Annotated in this window: 17 protein-coding genes and 1 other RNA gene; 3 read left to right on the top strand and 15 right to left on the bottom strand. The window is 27.7% G+C overall.

The window, feature by feature from the left end:
- Window positions 1-2: 2 nt before the first annotated feature.
- The 9 genes from AC4FRL_RS02770 to AC4FRL_RS02810 all read right to left on the bottom strand — a co-directional run bounded on the left by AC4FRL_RS02770 (window position 3) and on the right by AC4FRL_RS02810 (window position 6690).
- Window positions 3-383 carry a hypothetical protein gene (locus AC4FRL_RS02770; RefSeq protein ID WP_491138567.1) on the bottom strand — a complete coding sequence of 127 codons (381 nt, stop codon included), beginning with the start codon at window positions 381-383 and terminating at the stop codon, window positions 3-5.
- A 14-nt stretch (window positions 384-397) separates the two neighbouring features.
- Complete coding sequence (locus tag AC4FRL_RS02775) at window positions 398-1996, bottom strand: DNA polymerase (protein ID WP_491138568.1); 1599 nt, start codon at window positions 1994-1996, stop codon at window positions 398-400.
- A 161-nt stretch (window positions 1997-2157) separates the two neighbouring features.
- Window positions 2158-3111 carry a hypothetical protein gene (locus tag AC4FRL_RS02780; protein WP_491138569.1) on the bottom strand — a complete coding sequence of 318 codons (954 nt, stop codon included), beginning with the start codon at window positions 3109-3111 and terminating at the stop codon, window positions 2158-2160.
- Between the two features lie 312 nt (window positions 3112-3423).
- Window positions 3424-3882, bottom strand: coding sequence for an NINE protein (locus AC4FRL_RS02785; protein ID WP_491138570.1), 459 nt, complete (start codon window positions 3880-3882; stop codon window positions 3424-3426).
- Window positions 3883-3885: 3 nt separating this feature from the next.
- Window positions 3886-4170, bottom strand: coding sequence for a Mor transcription activator family protein (locus AC4FRL_RS02790; RefSeq protein ID WP_075857583.1), 285 nt, complete (start codon window positions 4168-4170; stop codon window positions 3886-3888).
- A 718-nt stretch (window positions 4171-4888) separates the two neighbouring features.
- Window positions 4889-5245, bottom strand: coding sequence for a hypothetical protein (locus AC4FRL_RS02795; RefSeq protein WP_316136823.1), 357 nt, complete (start codon window positions 5243-5245; stop codon window positions 4889-4891).
- 11 nt (window positions 5246-5256) lie between these two features.
- Complete coding sequence (locus AC4FRL_RS02800; protein WP_491138571.1) at window positions 5257-5562, bottom strand: DUF960 family protein; 306 nt, start codon at window positions 5560-5562, stop codon at window positions 5257-5259.
- Between the two features lie 368 nt (window positions 5563-5930).
- Entirely contained in the window at window positions 5931-6269 is a 339-nt protein-coding gene (locus AC4FRL_RS02805) for a hypothetical protein (RefSeq protein ID WP_491138572.1), read from the bottom strand.
- Between the two features lie 91 nt (window positions 6270-6360).
- Window positions 6361-6690, bottom strand: coding sequence for a hypothetical protein (locus AC4FRL_RS02810; RefSeq protein ID WP_491138573.1), 330 nt, complete (start codon window positions 6688-6690; stop codon window positions 6361-6363).
- 96 nt (window positions 6691-6786) lie between these two features.
- Between AC4FRL_RS02810 and AC4FRL_RS02815 the strand changes: the two genes are divergently transcribed.
- Window positions 6787-8721 carry an HsdM family class I SAM-dependent methyltransferase gene (locus AC4FRL_RS02815; protein WP_491138574.1) on the top strand — a complete coding sequence of 645 codons (1935 nt, stop codon included), beginning with the start codon at window positions 6787-6789 and terminating at the stop codon, window positions 8719-8721.
- Window positions 8721-9665 carry a restriction endonuclease subunit S gene (locus AC4FRL_RS02820; protein ID WP_491138575.1) on the top strand — a complete coding sequence of 315 codons (945 nt, stop codon included), beginning with the start codon at window positions 8721-8723 and terminating at the stop codon, window positions 9663-9665. The genes AC4FRL_RS02815 and AC4FRL_RS02820 overlap by 1 nt, the downstream gene beginning before the upstream one ends.
- Window positions 9666-9884: 219 nt before the next feature.
- Here AC4FRL_RS02820 and ssrA read toward each other — a convergent pair.
- Both ssrA and AC4FRL_RS02830 read right to left on the bottom strand, forming a co-directional pair.
- Window positions 9885-10245, bottom strand: a transfer-messenger RNA (tmRNA) gene (gene ssrA, locus AC4FRL_RS02825).
- A gap of 302 nt (window positions 10246-10547) precedes the next feature.
- Window positions 10548-11126 carry a xanthine phosphoribosyltransferase gene (locus AC4FRL_RS02830; RefSeq protein ID WP_491138576.1) on the bottom strand — a complete coding sequence of 193 codons (579 nt, stop codon included), beginning with the start codon at window positions 11124-11126 and terminating at the stop codon, window positions 10548-10550.
- Between the two features lie 168 nt (window positions 11127-11294).
- Between AC4FRL_RS02830 and AC4FRL_RS02835 the strand changes: the two genes are divergently transcribed.
- Window positions 11295-12284 carry a tetratricopeptide repeat protein gene (locus AC4FRL_RS02835; RefSeq protein WP_491138577.1) on the top strand — a complete coding sequence of 330 codons (990 nt, stop codon included), beginning with the start codon at window positions 11295-11297 and terminating at the stop codon, window positions 12282-12284.
- Window positions 12285-12368: 84 nt separating this feature from the next.
- On the opposite strand, the gene smpB is transcribed toward AC4FRL_RS02835, so the two are convergent.
- The 4 genes from smpB to eno form a co-directional block, all read right to left on the bottom strand.
- Window positions 12369-12839 carry an SsrA-binding protein SmpB gene (smpB, locus tag AC4FRL_RS02840; protein WP_491138578.1) on the bottom strand — a complete coding sequence of 157 codons (471 nt, stop codon included), beginning with the start codon at window positions 12837-12839 and terminating at the stop codon, window positions 12369-12371.
- Window positions 12840-13079: 240 nt separating this feature from the next.
- A complete protein-coding gene (gene rnr, locus AC4FRL_RS02845) occupies window positions 13080-15335 on the bottom strand; it encodes a ribonuclease R (protein ID WP_491138579.1) in 2256 nt (751 codons plus the stop codon).
- Window positions 15336-15555: 220 nt separating this feature from the next.
- Window positions 15556-15786 (bottom strand): preprotein translocase subunit SecG, encoded by a 231-nt coding sequence (gene secG, locus AC4FRL_RS02850; RefSeq protein ID WP_491138581.1) that lies wholly within the window; start codon window positions 15784-15786, stop codon window positions 15556-15558.
- Window positions 15787-16064: 278 nt separating this feature from the next.
- Window positions 16065-17357 (bottom strand): phosphopyruvate hydratase, encoded by a 1293-nt coding sequence (gene eno, locus AC4FRL_RS02855; protein WP_491138583.1) that lies wholly within the window; start codon window positions 17355-17357, stop codon window positions 16065-16067.
- Window positions 17358-17402: the final 45 nt, after the last annotated feature.

Below are 17402 nucleotides of genomic sequence, written 5' to 3' on the forward strand. Positions count from 1 at the left end.
AGTTAGTTGAATTCTCTTTCTACTATATTTGCATAAACATTACCTTTTTCATCTGTATTATGCTGTATAGTTATAATACATTTCTTACCTGCTAACTCCTCAATGTTTATCTCATTTGGAATATTACCATTGTAAACATCCATTAAAAATTTAAAGCACTTAGACTTTTCTGATTGAGACACCATTATCTTTTCTTTCTTTTCCTGCTCTGTTACTCCAACACTAACGATATAAATTACTTCAATATAATCTCTAAACCCCCAATCAGTTTTACAATCTTTTAAGTAATTTATTCTTTGTATTTTTGCTTCGTAATTTCCTTCGTTTAAAGTAGCCTTAACTTTAGATGTTCCTAATATTTCTTTATTATTTCTAAAAATCATTTGTAATCCTCCTCTTATTTACACCAATTATTACTTATTGTACTATCAACAACAATTGGAATGTCTTTAACTATAATTTGCATACCTTCAATCATACAACTTTCTAAAATATTTTTAGCTTCTTCTGATTCATCTTCTAGTACTTCTAAAAGTATTTCATCATGCACTACTGTAACTAATTTCCAGGTGTCTTTCATTCTTTCTACAAGTAATGCTAAAGCCTCCTTTAACCCTTCTGCTGCTGAACCTTGAATAGGTAAATTCAATCTTTGAGTCTTTGTTAAGTTACTACCTTGCCACCTTCTGCCACCTAAACTTCTTATATAATCTGCTCTCAACAAATTATCTTGAAGCTCTCTAATCTTTGGATATACTCTAAGAAATTCAAGTCTGTATTCCTCAGCTTCTTCTAGTGATACATTTAAACCTGACTTTCTTAAATTCTTTTGGATACCATAAGAAGTAATTCCATAAACTATACCAAAGTTAAGGCTCTTTGCTACTTGTCTTTCTTCCTTAGTTATTTCTTCTATAGTTTTCTTAAAAACTAAACTAGCTGTTCCAGTATGAAGGTCAACACCACTCTTAAAGTAATTAATTAAAGTTTCATCACTTGAAATACTTGCAAGAACTCTAAGCTCAACCTGTGAATAATCAGCACAAACTAATTTATTCCCTCTTTCTGCAATGAAAAATTCTCTACTACTTCCTGGCATAGCTTGAAGTGGCGGGTTAATACATGACATTCTTCCTGAAGCAGCTCCAATTAACCACCATGCCCCTCTAATCCTCCCATCCCCATATATAAACGTTTTCACTTTTTCACCATAAGTCCTTATCTTAGTCTTTAACCTCCTATATTTCCTAATAAGCCTAACTACTTCATGACTTTCTGAGTATTTAGCTAATTCATCATCAGAAGTTGAATGTAGCTTAATTCCATAAGTATACAGTGATTGAACTAATTGCTTTGGAGAATTTAAATTTAGTTCAGATAAATTTAAAATATTCTTTATCTCTTCCTCAATTTCATTACAGAGTTGTCTATCTCCATCTAACACTCTATCCCATTTCTCAAAATCCATCTTTATACCATTAAGTTCAAGCATTATTACAGAAGTTAAAGCCTTTCTTTCTCTTTCATAGGTTTCTAATAAATTTTTCTTGATTAGTTCATCTAATAGCTTATAGTATAATAACCTTGTATTAATAACATCTTGAATAACATAATCAATATGCTCTTGTGTTAGTTTTTCTACATTCCAATTTTCACTATGTTGCATAGACTTATCTATAACAACTCCTAAGTACTTATTACATAATGCTTTAAGACTTAATTCTTTTTCACCTAATACTTGTGCCATTACTAATGTACAAGAATAGTTATTTACCTCATAACCATTATGTATAAAGAATTCTACATCAAACTTAGCATTATGAAATACTTTAAGAATTTTTTCATTCTTTAGAATTTTTCTTAAATCATCATCAACTACTGTTCTAGTGAGCACTTTACTACTTCCATCTGAAAAAGCTACTAGTCTTATCACCCCTTTCATAAAATATAATGAACTAGTTTCAATATCAATAAAAACAACCTTTAATTTATTCATCGACTTCCTCTCCTTAGATGCATATTATTTTATTTTAAAAAGAGCATTTTTGTAACTTGTTTGCTACATCTATAGGATATAATATTTTTATTTTTAAAAGTCGTGGGGAAATATAAAAAATATTCTCCACCCATATAGACAAAGAATATTTTTTATTTATGTTACATTTTATTTCTATTAATTTTTATCTCTTCTATTATATTTTTAATTTCTTCTTCAGTATGAATATAGTTCATTTTAGGCAATCTTTCTTCCGCTAGTTTCTCCTTATACTCACTTATGGCTAAATTAACAATCTCTTTACTATTCAACATCTCTCTTCTTTCAAATTTATAATCTTCTACATCTTGCTCTCTAATATCACCTGCAATGTTTACTATCTCCATCCAATCTTTTATTTTTTCTTTTAAAAATACTTCTAAATACTCAATTAATTCTATCTTATCTTCAACAGTTAATTTATTACTAATATCTATTTTACTATCCCTAACTTTTTTTAACTCTTCTTCAATCTTGCTTTCATTTAAATCTAGATTTTTAGGATTAATTGTAGAAACAAAACCTTCCAATTCATTTATTCCACTTAACTTTACTATTGAAGCTTCTATAAGAATATCGCTAAAGAATTGTGTATTAGAAATCATGCTTTTAATTTTTTCAACGTATAAAGCTTCACCTAATAAATTTCTGCATATATCTTCTATTTCTTCATATATTAAACTCTTTAACTTATCATCTTTACACTTTTCTTCTATACTCACCTTTACTTTTTCTATAAAGCTTCTTTTTTCCTCAAAAGTAATGTCTGCAAACTTTTTACCTTTTAATTTACTTATAAAACTTCCTTTTCCACTTTCTTCTGAAAGATAAACTTTAAATATCTCACCAACTACAGCCGGTAATTCAAACCTATTTTTATCGTTTTTAAATAACTCAAAATCACACTTAAGTACCTTACAAATATCCCTTAATTTTTGAGTTGATTCTTTAACAAAACTCTTATAAGAATAATCTTGCATTTCTCCTGGTAAAATATCTCTTCCTATTTTTTTAACATATACCTCTTTTAATACCTGATTTAAACTAATCTTATCCTTATTAATATATTCGTTCATACTACACCTCTTTAGTTTTTATAATATACTTAAATATTACAAAAAAAATTTCTACTTTCATAGAAATTTTTTACTAAATTATTAAACATAAGCATAATAATATATTTCAGTAATTTAAGACTAAAAAAATATTTGTCATTTCTTTAACTATTTCTTATATAGTTTACTTAAATACTTCATAAAAAAAATATTAATTACTTCTGATTTACTTTTAAACATAACTCTTTCCCCCCTTTTCCCCTATAATAAAAAAATAAGCCTTAATCTTAAATTATTAAGAATAAGACTTATTTTAATTTTATATATTTAATTCTATACTAATTCTTCACCTGTTGCAGTTTTCATTTTTCCTCTAAAAATATTTACGGCATCTACTATTGACCATATATTATTAACCAATACTATAGGGCCAAATATAAATACTGCTACTAAAAATATTGATAGCTGAATGAATCCTTTTTCTTTATAACCTAAATAAAAATTATGAATTCCTATAGCTCCTAGCAATATTGCTGAAATACCAGCTACTACTTTAGAATTTCCTATTGGTTTGCCTGTCCCATTACTTCCCTTTAAACTATTAGATATGTTTATTTTTGAATTCTTTAATTTACATCCACAATTTAAACATACTTCTGCTCCCTCTTTATTTTTAACTTCTGTACCACATTCACTACAGTAATTATTACCTTGTCCTTTATTTGTTCTACAATGAACACATACAACAGCTTTTTCATTTTTAAATTTATTTCCACATTCTTTACAATACATAATTTATACCTCCACTTTTTCCTCAATTTTTTCTCTAATTGCTTCTTTATTTATAACTTGTTGTAACCAATTACATGTATAACCTAATTTTCTTGACAGCTCTTTTAAGTTTTTACCATTATAGTTTTTAGTTAAGTATTCTAATATGTAACTTTTAGAATATAATCTCATTGGAAAAGTTACTTGCAGACCTCTGTAATTCTCATATATCTTTAATGTAATTTCCTCTCCCAATATTTCCACCATATCTTTATAAATACCACTATAATTTTCACTTTTTTTACTCATACATATATCTACTCCTCCTTCCATTTCTAATATAAATAATAACCTCACTTACATTTTTTGTAATGTTGATTATATATGTGATTTTCTATTGTAAAATCATATATATAATTTCAATATCTAAAAATAGACATTTAAATTATTTTATTAATATTACTTATCTGACTCATTAATATAAAAAGAGTTAATGCTCCTGAAGTATAGAAACATTAACTCTTTTAATTTTATTTATTAGTATTATATATAATTTAATTATTATTAATTGTATATATTTATTCTTTTTTCTCTCTATTCTGATTATATTTTTTATTTTTTATTTATTTTTATTAAGGCTTTAGCCCCCCTCTCCCCCCATCACTCCCCTTGAGTTCCGAGTTCCCTCTTTCCAAGTTCCATTATTTATATGTTTTATCTTTTTCATTTTTTATTTTTAAGTAAAATTAATTACCTAAAACTTTTGATTGTCTACTTATTCAATTTAAAAACAACTTATTTAGCCCTTTTTTGAGCTTTTTCAATCTAATGGCTACTTTTCTTCACTATCTAAAAAATCTCTGTTTTCTGATGTGTTTTTGTTGCTTTTTGCTCTATTTCTCTCTATCATCATAGAGCTTTTTTTTTAAATTATCTTATATTGTTACTTATTATTTACTGCTTCTATTGAAGTAGCAACAACTGTTAGTATAGTACCAACTACTTTTATTACCGTTATAATATCCATCTATTTCACCTCCTTTATATAAGTATAGATATATGAGTAATCATCTCTTACAGGAACTAACTTTATAACATATTTAGCAATTTCCAAGTCTATATATAGTAAAGTTTCATTATCATATCCTCTACCATTACAGAAACTTATTACATTATCAAAGTTATTTATTAAATCAAATTGAATGTAGTTAAGTTCATGTTGTAACTTCTTTAAATCTATTTCCTTTTTATCATTTAACTCAATTATTAAATCTCTAGGATTCCATTGATTAGCAAGTCCTCCATCATAGAAATCAAACCTCATTACTCCAAGTAGTTCTTTAGAACTATACTCAAAAGTCTTTTCTTTACTTAGTTGTTTCACATTCTTACCTCCTAATATTCTTCAGCTAACATCATAGTTGAGTATTCATTATCATCTATAACGAAAACTTTTATACTTCCATTAACCTCTATATTTTCTAAATCTATAACATACTTTTCTTTGTACTCTGGAACTTCTTGACTATTTTCTATTACGATTCCTTCATCATATTTTCTTATCTTAAAAACTTGTAAGTAATCTAACTCTTGTCTCTCTTCATTTAACTTATCAATCATGCTCCAAAGTATAAGTTGTAATTTTAAATCTAACTTTTCATTAGCTCCTCTCGTTATATATCTACTCTTTTTCTTAAACATCTTAATCCTCATAAAATAAATAAAGCTACCTAATTACTTTTCTTGTAATTAAGTAGCTATTTTAATTCTTGCTTTAACATATCTATAAATTTATCTGAAAAGACTTTTTCTTTAATGGACGTCTTTATTAAGTCCATTAATTCTAATTCAGTTACATCTAAACTTCTTGGAACATAGATATCATCACCTCTTACTGTATCTTTATATACTGAAAACCTTATCTCATTTCTTTTAATAGACTTAACAAAAATCTTCTCTATGCAATATGTATAGTCTTTATCTCTTAAACTAGCTTATTTTAAAATATTACAGTATCTAGTACTTTTTATTACTTCTTCCTCACCCTTTTTAGCCACACTATCACCTCCCTATTCTAAAAGTATCTTAGAAAGTTCTTCATTTGCTATAACTACTACTGAAAAATCGCTAGAAAGTAAAAATAGTGAAGAAGTATAATTAACTCCTTCACTACATTCAATTATATCAGTATATTCTGGTACTAATCCCTTAAATTTTTCTCGTTTCAATATTTCTACATCTACGATATTTTCTACTATAAGCATATATCCTCCTAAGTCATTATTAACATCTCTCTCCACTCCATAATTTTCTACAAGAACAGCAATAATTTCAAATATATTTTTTAAAACTACTGCTGGGTAGTCATTTAAGTCTTTCAATTGCTTTTTCAAGTAAATCTGTTTCATTATTACACCTCCTCTACATTACAATAATATATATTTATAATTTTTACTATATGCTTTCTCATATATACCCCACTAATAATACAATTCTATCCTAAAGTCTTAATTCCCCAATACGTTCTAAATAATATATATCAATTACATAATTACTATCAGTTTCAATACAAATATTTAAATAACTATTTTCACCAATGATTAATTTATCAACCCATTTTTTATGTTTAAATATCTTATTTATTAACTGTAAATCTTTTTCTTCTTTAATTATTATTATTTTACTTATTCCTATATTAAAAAAATCTTCATTCTTTTCATAGTTTATATACAACAAATCCAATTTATATCTTATAAATTGGATTAATTCATCATTGATATCTTTCTGTAATTCGCTTATTAAGTCATCGTATTTTTTTATAACAATCACACTATCACCTCTTTTAGATTTTTATGCTTTTTTCACATTGCACTACAGTCTCATTTGTGTTATGATATATTTATGAATTATTAATGGAGGGTATATATGAAGAAACGTATAAATGAAAGTAAAACTGAAAAAATTGTAGATAAGCTTTTAGAAGAAAAGGGGTTCGTTAAGAGTAATAATATTTTGATTGAACCAAGAAGAAGTGAAAATCCTTTTATAGATAAAGCTCTATCTAAAGCTAGCAAAAAAGGTACCGGTGAAAGAGGTGAGCCAGAACATATCATAACTGAACTTGGTATTAACGATTTAGTTATTGTCACTGAAATTAAAGGTGATGAATCATTACATGAAAGTATTAATAGAGATAAGCCAGTTGATTATGCAGTCGATGGAGTTATTCATTATATGTCTTTTTTAAGCAAGGACTTTAATGTTATAGGTATAGCTATTAGTGGTAAATCTAAAGATAATTTTAAAATTTCAAATTTTTTCTTACCTAAAGGTATTAATAATATATCTGAAATAAGAAAAATAGAATCTAATGAATTGCTAACTATGGATAACTACAAAAAGATAATTAGAAATGACCACGAGTATAGTAAAATGAAAAGAGCTGAACTTATATCATTTTCTAAAGAAATTCATAATGACTTAAGAGATTATATTAAATTAGCTGAAAATGAAAAACCATTATTAATAGGTGCAATTCTTTTAGCTATGGAGTCAAATGGATTTAATAATTCTTACAGAGATTATGTAACAGATATGGAATTAGCTCAGCAAATCTGTTCAAACGTTCAAATTATTTTACAAAGACCGGAATTAATGATACCCTTAGAAAAACGTGAAATTATGAAACAAGTTTATAACTTTATCCAAATCCATCCTGAAATAAATAAAAATGTATCATTAACATTAACTCCAGAAATTAAATTAGCTTTAGACCCTAAAACTCAAACTAGGATAAAAGAGGAAGCAAAAGAATCTCTGCTAGAATTTAAGCGTTTTAGACCTTTATTGTATATAGTTCATAAATTAGAGGAAAAGATTCTTCCACTTATGAAAATAGATGGTGGTTATGATGTATTAGGCGAATTCTATGGTGAATTTCTAAGATATACAGGTGGAGATAAAAAAGCTCTTGGAATAGTATTAACCCCTAAACATATTACTGAGCTGTTTGCTGAATTAGCTGATATATCACCATCTGATAAAATGCTTGATACCTGTACTGGTACCGGAGGATTTCCTATAAGCAATATTAATTATCTTCTTGAAAAAGCTGGTGATAATGAAGCTTTAAAAGAAACTATAAGGAAAAATACCATTGTAGCTGTAGAGCAACAACCTCATATGTTCACATTATGTATGTTTAATATGATTTTAAGAGGTATTAGTACTAAACATGTTATATTAGGAAATTCTTTCAATATTAAATCTACACTTACAGCATTAAAATGTAGAATTGGTAATCTTAATCCCCCTTACAATCAAAAGGGTGAAGACCTTCACGAATTGGAGTATATAAAACTTAATCTAGATTGTTTAGTTACCGGTGGTATAGGTATAGCCATAGTACCAGTTTCATGTGCAACTGGTAATTCAGCTCTTAAAGATAGACTACTACAATCACATACACTCGAAGCAGTAATGAGTATGCCAGATACGTTATTTGACCCAGTAGGTATAGTAACATGTATTATGGTTTTCAAAGCCGGTCAGCCTCATCCAAAAGGATATAAAACATGGTTTGGTTATTGGAAAGATGACGGTTTTATAAAAACTAAAACACATGGACGTTATGATATAAATAACTTATGGAGCAATATTAAAGACTCTTGGGTTGATATGTTCAAATATAAACGTGAAATTAAAGGCACTAGCATTTTATATTCTGTTACTAAAGATGATGAATGGTTAGCTGAACCTTATTTAGAAACAGATTATAGTAAAGTAACTAAGTCTATTTTTGAGGAGGCTTTAAAAAACTACTCTATCTTTAAAATAACCCATAACGGAGGTAATGAATAGTGGCTAAAGTTCAAGATATATTTTATTGTGATTCAGGTAATGGGCTTGCTTTAAATGCATTAGATACTTCCTCTCAAGATATTGCTTTTATATCTAGAGTAGGTAGTAATAATGGAGTCTCTTCATTTGTAAAGCGTATTAATTCATTAGAACCTTTTAAAGCTGGATGTATATCTGTAGCATTAAGCGGGAGTAATGTATTAGAAGCATTTGTTCAACCATTTGATTTCTATACTGGATACCATGTTATGGTGCTAACCCCAAAAAATCCGGATATGACTCTTGCCGAAAAAATCTATTACTGTCAATGTATTAAATGTAATAGATTTAGATATAGTTATAACAGACAAGCAAATAGAACACTTGCTTTACTTGAACTTCCTGATACTGTTCCTGAATGGGTAAAATCAATAAGTTCTATACCTGACTTCACTTTGCCATTTAAAAATGAACCTGTTAGCGATTTAGATTTTTCTACCTTCGGTACTTTTAAAATAAGTGATTTATTTGACTTAGTGCCTGTTAAAAGTACACTGATAAACAAAGCAAAATTGGTTAATGGCAAAACTCCTTTAGTTTCATCAACAGAATCTAATAATGGTATCTCCTGTTATTCTGGTTTATGTGCTAATAATAAAGGTAACGTACTAACCTTAAATAAAAATGGTAGTGTAGGATATGTGTTTTATCAAGAATCTGACTTTTTAGCTACCTCAGATATTGCAATCCTATCTCCTAAATTTGATATTAATACTTTTATAGCTATTTTCTTAAAAGTAATAATCGAACAGGAACGTTTCAGATATAATTATAATAGAAAGTGGTCTAATGAATTAATATTAAATACAACAATTAAACTTCCTATAAAGAATGGTTGTCCAGACTGGCTTTTTATGGAGAATTATATTAAACGACTTAGATTTAGTAAAACTATTTCAAACTAAATCTTTCTATAAAAGAACTAATATATTATCTAATATTAGTTCTTTTATTATAAAATAAAATTTTAATTTAAATATTAATTAACAATTTAAGAAATATTACTATCTACTATAAAAATAACTCTCGACAACCTCTTTCTATATGTCGAGAGTTTCATATTGGATATTAATTTTAAAGTAAATAACCCTCGATAAAACATTTCTGTATTGTCGAGGGTTTCATGGTGGAGGCGACGGGTGTCGAACCCGTGTCCGAAAGCAGACCAGTAAGACTTTCTACGAGTGTAGTCTTGTGTTTTAAAATTCCCTCAAAGAACGTCCACAGACAAACTTTCTTCTTGGTAAGCTTCATAAATTCCGTTCCTAGCTCAAAGCTTTGCTAAGCTCGGTTCCCCACTTTTAAATGACACCCTTACTCTCAACCGTGGGCAATTGAGGAAGGATGAGCAGCGCTAAATTAAGCTGCTAATGCAAAATTATCTTCTGCGTTTATCTTTAATGCATACTTTATTATCGAGGCACCATGCTTCCCTCGACTCGCTTATCAAACCCATCTTACCCCCGTCGAAGCCAAAACGCCCCCTTATATGAGATAATATGGTCTAAACGCTAAAAATTCCATATTTAATTTTTAAGTTATAATAGTAACAAATTTACTTTTTTAATTATATATCAATTAATTAATTTAGTCAAGGGACATATATTTTTGTTTGTAAGAGATAATTCCTTGACTAATTAATTAACTTTTCAACACTTTAAAACAGACAATTTATATAATACATAATTATCATAAAAATATCAATGGTTAAATTTACCTAAATTAAAACTTTTCATCTTTTGTTTTCTTTATAATAATATAATTTTCTTAAGGATTAAATATTAAATTTACTTAAAGTAAACTTCCCCATCTTCTATCTTATCTATAGTAACTAAAGATTCAACTCTTATTCCCTTTTCCTCTAGGTGAGTTCTTCCATTTTGGAAACCTTTTTCTATAACTATTCCAACTCCAACAACTTCAGCTCCTGCTTGTTTAACAACATCTATTAAGCCAAAAACTGCACAAGCATTTGCTAAAAAATCATCAACTATAAGAATTTTTTCTCCTGGTTTTATAAACTTTTTATCAACCACTACATTATATATTGTTTTTTTAGTAAAGGAATAAACCTCTGAATGAAATACTTCCTCTCTTTTGTTTCTTGGCAATCTTTCAATTTTTTTACCAAATACAACAGGCACATTATCAAAATATTGTGCAGTTATTATTCCTAAGGCGATTCCTGTAGATTCAATTGTAAGGATTTTATCTACTTTATCATTTTTAAATCTATCTTTAAATTCTTTCCCTACTTCATTAAAAAATTCTACATCCATTTGGTGATTTAAAAAAGAATCAACCATTAAAATATTATCTTCTGTAACTCTTCCTTCTTTTTTTATCTTATCTTTTAATAGTTCCATTTTTGGTTACATCCTTTCTTACTATTAATTTATAGTTAATAACTTTATTATATCATAATGGAAAAACCTATTTCCATTTAATTTTATTATAACTTATTATCTCTATACATGTAATCATTTTTATAAATTCTTTATATAATATATTAAATAAATATGTAGGAGATAAAAATGAATTCCCTTAAATCCTTAAGTATTATACCTCTATGTATTTTAGCCGTAATTATAATATTATATTTAATACAAACAAATGAAAATATTAAAGAAGCAAGAGTAGAAAGATATTATAATGCAAAAAAGTATAAAATGGCCTACTATATTTTAGAAATGTATAAGGAAGATTTAGAACCTTTATATTTTCATACCTTTAAAATACTTATCTTAAGAAAAGAAAAGGAATTTTCTAAGGCCTATGAAGCCTGTATAGAAGCTTTAAAAAGTATAAAAGAAGAAGAATATGATGTATCCTTTTTATGTAACATAGCCTATGTTTATTTTGACCTAAAACTTTATAATAGAGCTTTAGAATATGTTGATAAAGCTTTAGAGATAGACCCTCTAGACCCTTATTCTTTAAACCTTAAAGGATACTACTATAATGAATTTAAGGATTATGACAAGGCTCTTTATTTTTTTAATAAGACTTTAGACATTTATAGGCCCTATAAAGAAGCAATCTTTGGTAAAGCCTCTTCTTTATTTGGAAAAGAAGAATACTTTTTATGCATTAACTGTTTAGAGGACTTTCTTAAACTAGATAAATCTAATCATTTAGTTTATAAAAAATTAGGTGAATGTTATTTTCTTTTAGGTAATTATAATAAAAGTGCAAAAATGTATGAAAAAGCTTTGCACTTAGAGAAAAAAGAAGAAAACTATTATTTTGAATATGCAAAGGTTCTTATTTACCTAGAAAAGTATGATAAGGCCTTAGTCAATTTAGACAAGGTTTTAAGTTTTTCCCCTTATAATTTCATGGCCTTTTATCACAAAGCACAAGTCTACTCTATGCAAAAGGATTTTGACAATGCTTTTTATTATTTAGAAAGAACCTTTACTCATTCTCCTTCTTTAAAAGAAGTAGCTCTTAAAGATGATATGATGACAAACCTAAAGTTCTTTTCAAAATTTAAAGAACTTTTAGATTCTAAAGATACTTAAAAAATATTAATTAAAAAAATAATTTAATTTATAAAAAGCACTTAAAAGACCTTTAAATCTTTTAAGTGCTTTTTCAAAGAAAAATTAATATCTATTTCTTTCCTTAAGCTGTCTGTCCATCTCTCTTTTATGAGCCTTTTCAAGCATAGAATCTCTTTTATCGTAATTTTTCTTACCTCTACAAACTCCTAGATTAACCTTAACTCTTCCATTTTTTAAATATAAAGAAAGAGGGATTAAAGCAACCCCTTGTTGCTGAACTATTCCTATTAATCTTTGAATTTCACTTTTATGTAGAAGAAGCTTTCTCTTTCTTAAAGGGTCAACATTAAATATATTTCCCTGCTCATAAGGACTTATGTGCATATTATTTATAAATATTTCTCCATTATTTATATCTGCATAACAATCCTTTAAATTTACTCTTCCATTTCTAATAGACTTAACCTCTGTTCCAACTAAAGCTATACCAGCTTCCATAGCTTCATCTACAAAGTAATCATGTCTAGCTTTTCTATTTTCTGCTAATGTTTTATTGTCTTTTCTCTTTGCCATACATCTCACCTACTATGGTTATATTAAAAGGATTTTTTACTTTAAAAAGCAAAAGACCTCTTATTTTCTCTCTTTGCTTATTATTTTAACATATTTACTATTTAAATGTAAATTAATAAAGCTTTTCCTAAAAGTAGTCTCTTTAATGATTAAAATCTATCCTATATTACTAATTTTAATACTAAATAAAAAAGAGGTCTATTTTAAATATAAAGGCTTATTATAAAGTTTTATAACTTTTTAAAGTTCTTCCTCTGCTGTTGCCTCTCTAGGTTCTATAATTTCAACCTTACCTTCTTTTTCAAGACTTTTCTTAACTTCTTCTAATAAAGTTTCTCTTTTCTTAGTTTCAGCTTCTTTTTTCTCTAAAATATATTTATCTTCAACTATTTCAAAATAAACTTCTCTAGTATCCATCTCTACTCTTGAACAAAGAACTTTAACCTTTTCTCCAAGTTTATAAACTTTCTTAGTTCTCTCACCTATTAATTGGAGATTTTCTTCATCATAAATATAATAATCATCTCTAAAGCTTGTTACATGCACAAGACCTTCTATAGTATTTGGAAGTTCTACAAAGGCTCCAAAACCAGTAACTGAAGATATAATACCATCAAATACTTCTCCAATTCTGTCTTTCATATACTCAGCTTTTTTAAGGTCATTTGTTTCTCTCTCAGCTTCCTGTGCAATTCTTTCCATTTCTGAAGATTGCTTAGATGCAGAATCTACAATATTTAAAAGCTTCTTACTTCTTTTTGCATCAATTTTTTTATTTATATATTCCTTTATAATTCTATGAATTTGTAAATCTGGGTATCTTCTAATTGGAGAAGTAAAATGACAATAATATTCAGCTGCTAAACCAAAATGTCCTAAACATTCAGGAGAATATTTAGCTTGCATCATACTTCTTAAAAGTAAGGTATTTATTACAAGTTCTTCATCTTTACCCTTAACCTCTTCTACAACCTTTTGTAAATCAGAAGGTTCTATAACCTCTCCAAAATTAAAGGAATATCCTAAGCTATAAGCAAAGTTTTTAAATCTTTGAAGTTTTTCATTATCAGGTTCTTCATGCACTCTATAAACAAAAGGAACCTCAACTTCATGCATAGCCTCTGCTATAGTTTCATTACAAACTAGCATAAATTCCTCTATAATTCTATTAGCTATGGCTCTTTCATAAGGTTTTATTTCTATTGGCTTTCCTTTTTCATCTAAAATTATTTTGCTCTCTGCAAATTCAAAGTCAATAGCTCCTCTGCCCATTCTTCTTTTATTTAATATTTTACAAAGTTCTTCCATATCCTTAAAATCTTCTACTAAATCTTTGTATCTTTCTATTAACTCTTTATCCTTATCTCTTAAAATTTTAGTTACGTCAGTATAAGTCATTCTCTCATTAGTTCTAATTACACTTTCATGAATAGAATGATTAACTACTTTTCCTTTCTTATCTATTTCCATAAAACAACTTAAAGTAAGTCTATCTACCTGTGGATTTAAAGAACATATTCCATTTGAAAGTTTTTTAGGAAGCATTGGAATAACTCTATCTACTAGATAAACAGAAGTAGCTCTTTTAAAAGCTTCCTTATCTAAAGGATTATTTTCTTTTACATAGTGAGTTACATCTGCAATATGAACTCCTAATTTATAGTTTCCATTTTGAAGTTTTTCAATAGATACAGCATCATCTAAATCCTTAGCATCTTCTCCATCTATAGTAACCATTTTTAAATCTCTTAAATCTGTTCTTCTTTTTATTTCTGCATCTGGGATTTCCTCTGGAATTTCTTCTGCAAAGGCTAAAACTTGAGGTGGGAATTCTTCAGGAAGAGCATACTTTTTAATAACAGTTATAATATCTAGACCTAAATCTCCTCTATTGCCTAATATTTCTACTACTACTCCTTCAGGATTTTTTCTTCTACCATCTGGCCACTTAGTTATTTCAACAACAACTACATTGCCTTTTTTAGCTCCATTTCTATCTTTTTTAGATATGAATATATCATTTTGTATTCTCTGGTCCTGTGGTAGAACAAAACCAAAACTCTTGTTATCTTCATATATTCCTATTATTTTTTTATTAACTCTTTCAGTTATTCTTACAACTTCCCCTTCGCGTCTTTTTCCTTCTTGGCTTTCCTTTACAACCTTACCTAAAACTCTATCTCCGTTCATAGCACCATTTAAAGAGTTTTTAGGAATAAATACATCTTTTAATCCTTCTTCCTCTGGTATTAAAAAACCAAAGCCTTTTTGATGTATTTGCATTTTTCCAGGTATTAAACCAGCTCTATCTATTAAAGCAAATTTATCTTCCTCATCTCTAGCTATTAGTCCCTCTTGTTCTAGTGCCTTAAAGACCTTCTTAAATTGTTTATATTCAGCTTTATTTATGTTAAATATCTTTGATAGTTCTAACATGGTCATAGGTCTATAGGCTTCTTCTTTCATAAAGCCTAAAATTATATCTTTTATTTTCATGCTTTTTCCTCCGTTCTATATATAGATTTAAAGGCAACTTTATATTTTGCTTTAAAAAGCTTTTCTTAACTACACTTAATTTTTAAATTAATTTTTTCTCCTTATAAGAACTTATTTATTATAGTAATATAATATGTTTAAAAGTTCTCTTTAATTTAAGGAAATTTAAACCAATATAATTTAAAAGCCACCCTTTCTTTTATGGGTGGCCAAAAAATAACTATTTAACTAAATTTATAGCTAGGGTATTTAGAGCAAATAATATAGAAGCTATAACTGTAATTTTCATAAGTCTAGCCTCTCTTGTTCTACCCTTATTTCTTGAAAAGAAGCTGTTTTGACTTCCTTGAATCAATCCACTTAAGGCATCTGCTTTACTTGGTTGCATCATTATTGAAACCAAAATTACTATAGCTAAAATAGTTTGGACCACTACTAAAAATGTGTTCATAAGAAAACCTCCTAAGCTTTGTATAGTTGCATAATTCCATGCACTTATCATATCACACCAATTAAAAATTTACAATATTTATATACTTAAGTGTATAACTTTTATATAATAAATCATATTATATACTTTAATTATTTTTATTTTTATAATCATTTACGAGTATATTATTTAAGATAATATTTTCTAAAGTATATAAATAAAATACTCTTTCTTTTTAAAAGCTTTATATTTTAGAAAATAAAAAAACTCCTAAAAACTTAGGAGTTTTTTATTATTTATTATTTTAAGTTAAAGAAGGCTTTTCTTCCTCTATATTCTGCTACTTCACCTAATTCTTCATTTATTCTTATTAATTGATTGTACTTAGCTACTCTTTCACTTCTAGCAGGAGCACCTGTTTTTATTTGACCTGCATTAACTGCAACAACTAAATCTGCTATAGTTGTATCTTCAGTTTCTCCAGATCTATGAGAAACTACAGCTGTATAGCCAGCTCTATTAGCCATTTCAATGGCATTTAAAGTTTCTGTTAAAGTTCCTATTTGGTTAAGTTTTATAAGAATTGAGTTAGCAATTCCTTTTTCTATACCTGTTTTTAATCTTTCTGTATTTGTAACAAATAAATCATCACCAACTAATTGAACTTTTTTGCCAAGTCTTTCAGTCATTAACTTCCAGCCTTCCCAGTCCTCTTCTGCCATACCATCTTCAATAGAGATTATAGGATATTTATTAACCCAATCTTCAAAGAAATCAACCATTTCATGAGCTGTTAAAGTTTTTCCTTCATGCTCTAAAACATATTTTCCATCTTTATAGTATTCTGAAGAAGCTGCATCTATTGCTATAAAGAACTCTTTACCTGGTTCATAACCAGCTTTTTCAATTGCTTCTAAAATAACTTCAATTGCCTCTGCATTTGATTTTAAGTTTGGAGCAAAACCACCTTCATCACCAACACCAGTTGAATATCCTTTTTCATTTAAAGTTTTCTTTAAAGCATGGTAAACTTCTGCACAAGCTCTAACTGCTCTTTCAAAGCAATCAAAACCAACTGGCATAATCATAAATTCTTGAATATCTACAGAGTTATCAGCATGACTTCCTCCATTTATAATATTCATCATAGGAACTGGTAACACCTTAGCATTTACTCCTCCAATATATTGATATAGAGGAAGTCCTAGATAATTAGCAGCCGCTTGTGCTACAGCTAAAGAAACTCCTAAGATTGCATTAGCACCTAATTTACCTTTATTTTGAGTTCCATCTAATTCTATAAGAGTTTTATCTATGTAGGCTTGGTCTAATACATTTAGTCCTATTATTTCCTCTGCAATAGTATCATTAACATTTTCTACTGCTTTTTCAACGCCTTTTCCTAAATATTTTTCCTTATCTCCATCTCTTAACTCTACAGCTTCATATATACCAGTTGAAGCTCCTGAAGGTACTGCAGCTCTTCCTACTGTTCCATCTTCTAGATAAACTTCAACCTCTACAGTTGGAAAGCATCTTGAATCTAAGATTTGTCTTGCTACAACGTCAATTATTTCTATATATTGTTTCATCTTTAAATTCCTCCTTAAGAAAATTCAAGTTAATAATCAATTATT

The organism is Clostridium sp. TJA032, from assembly GCF_058310275.1.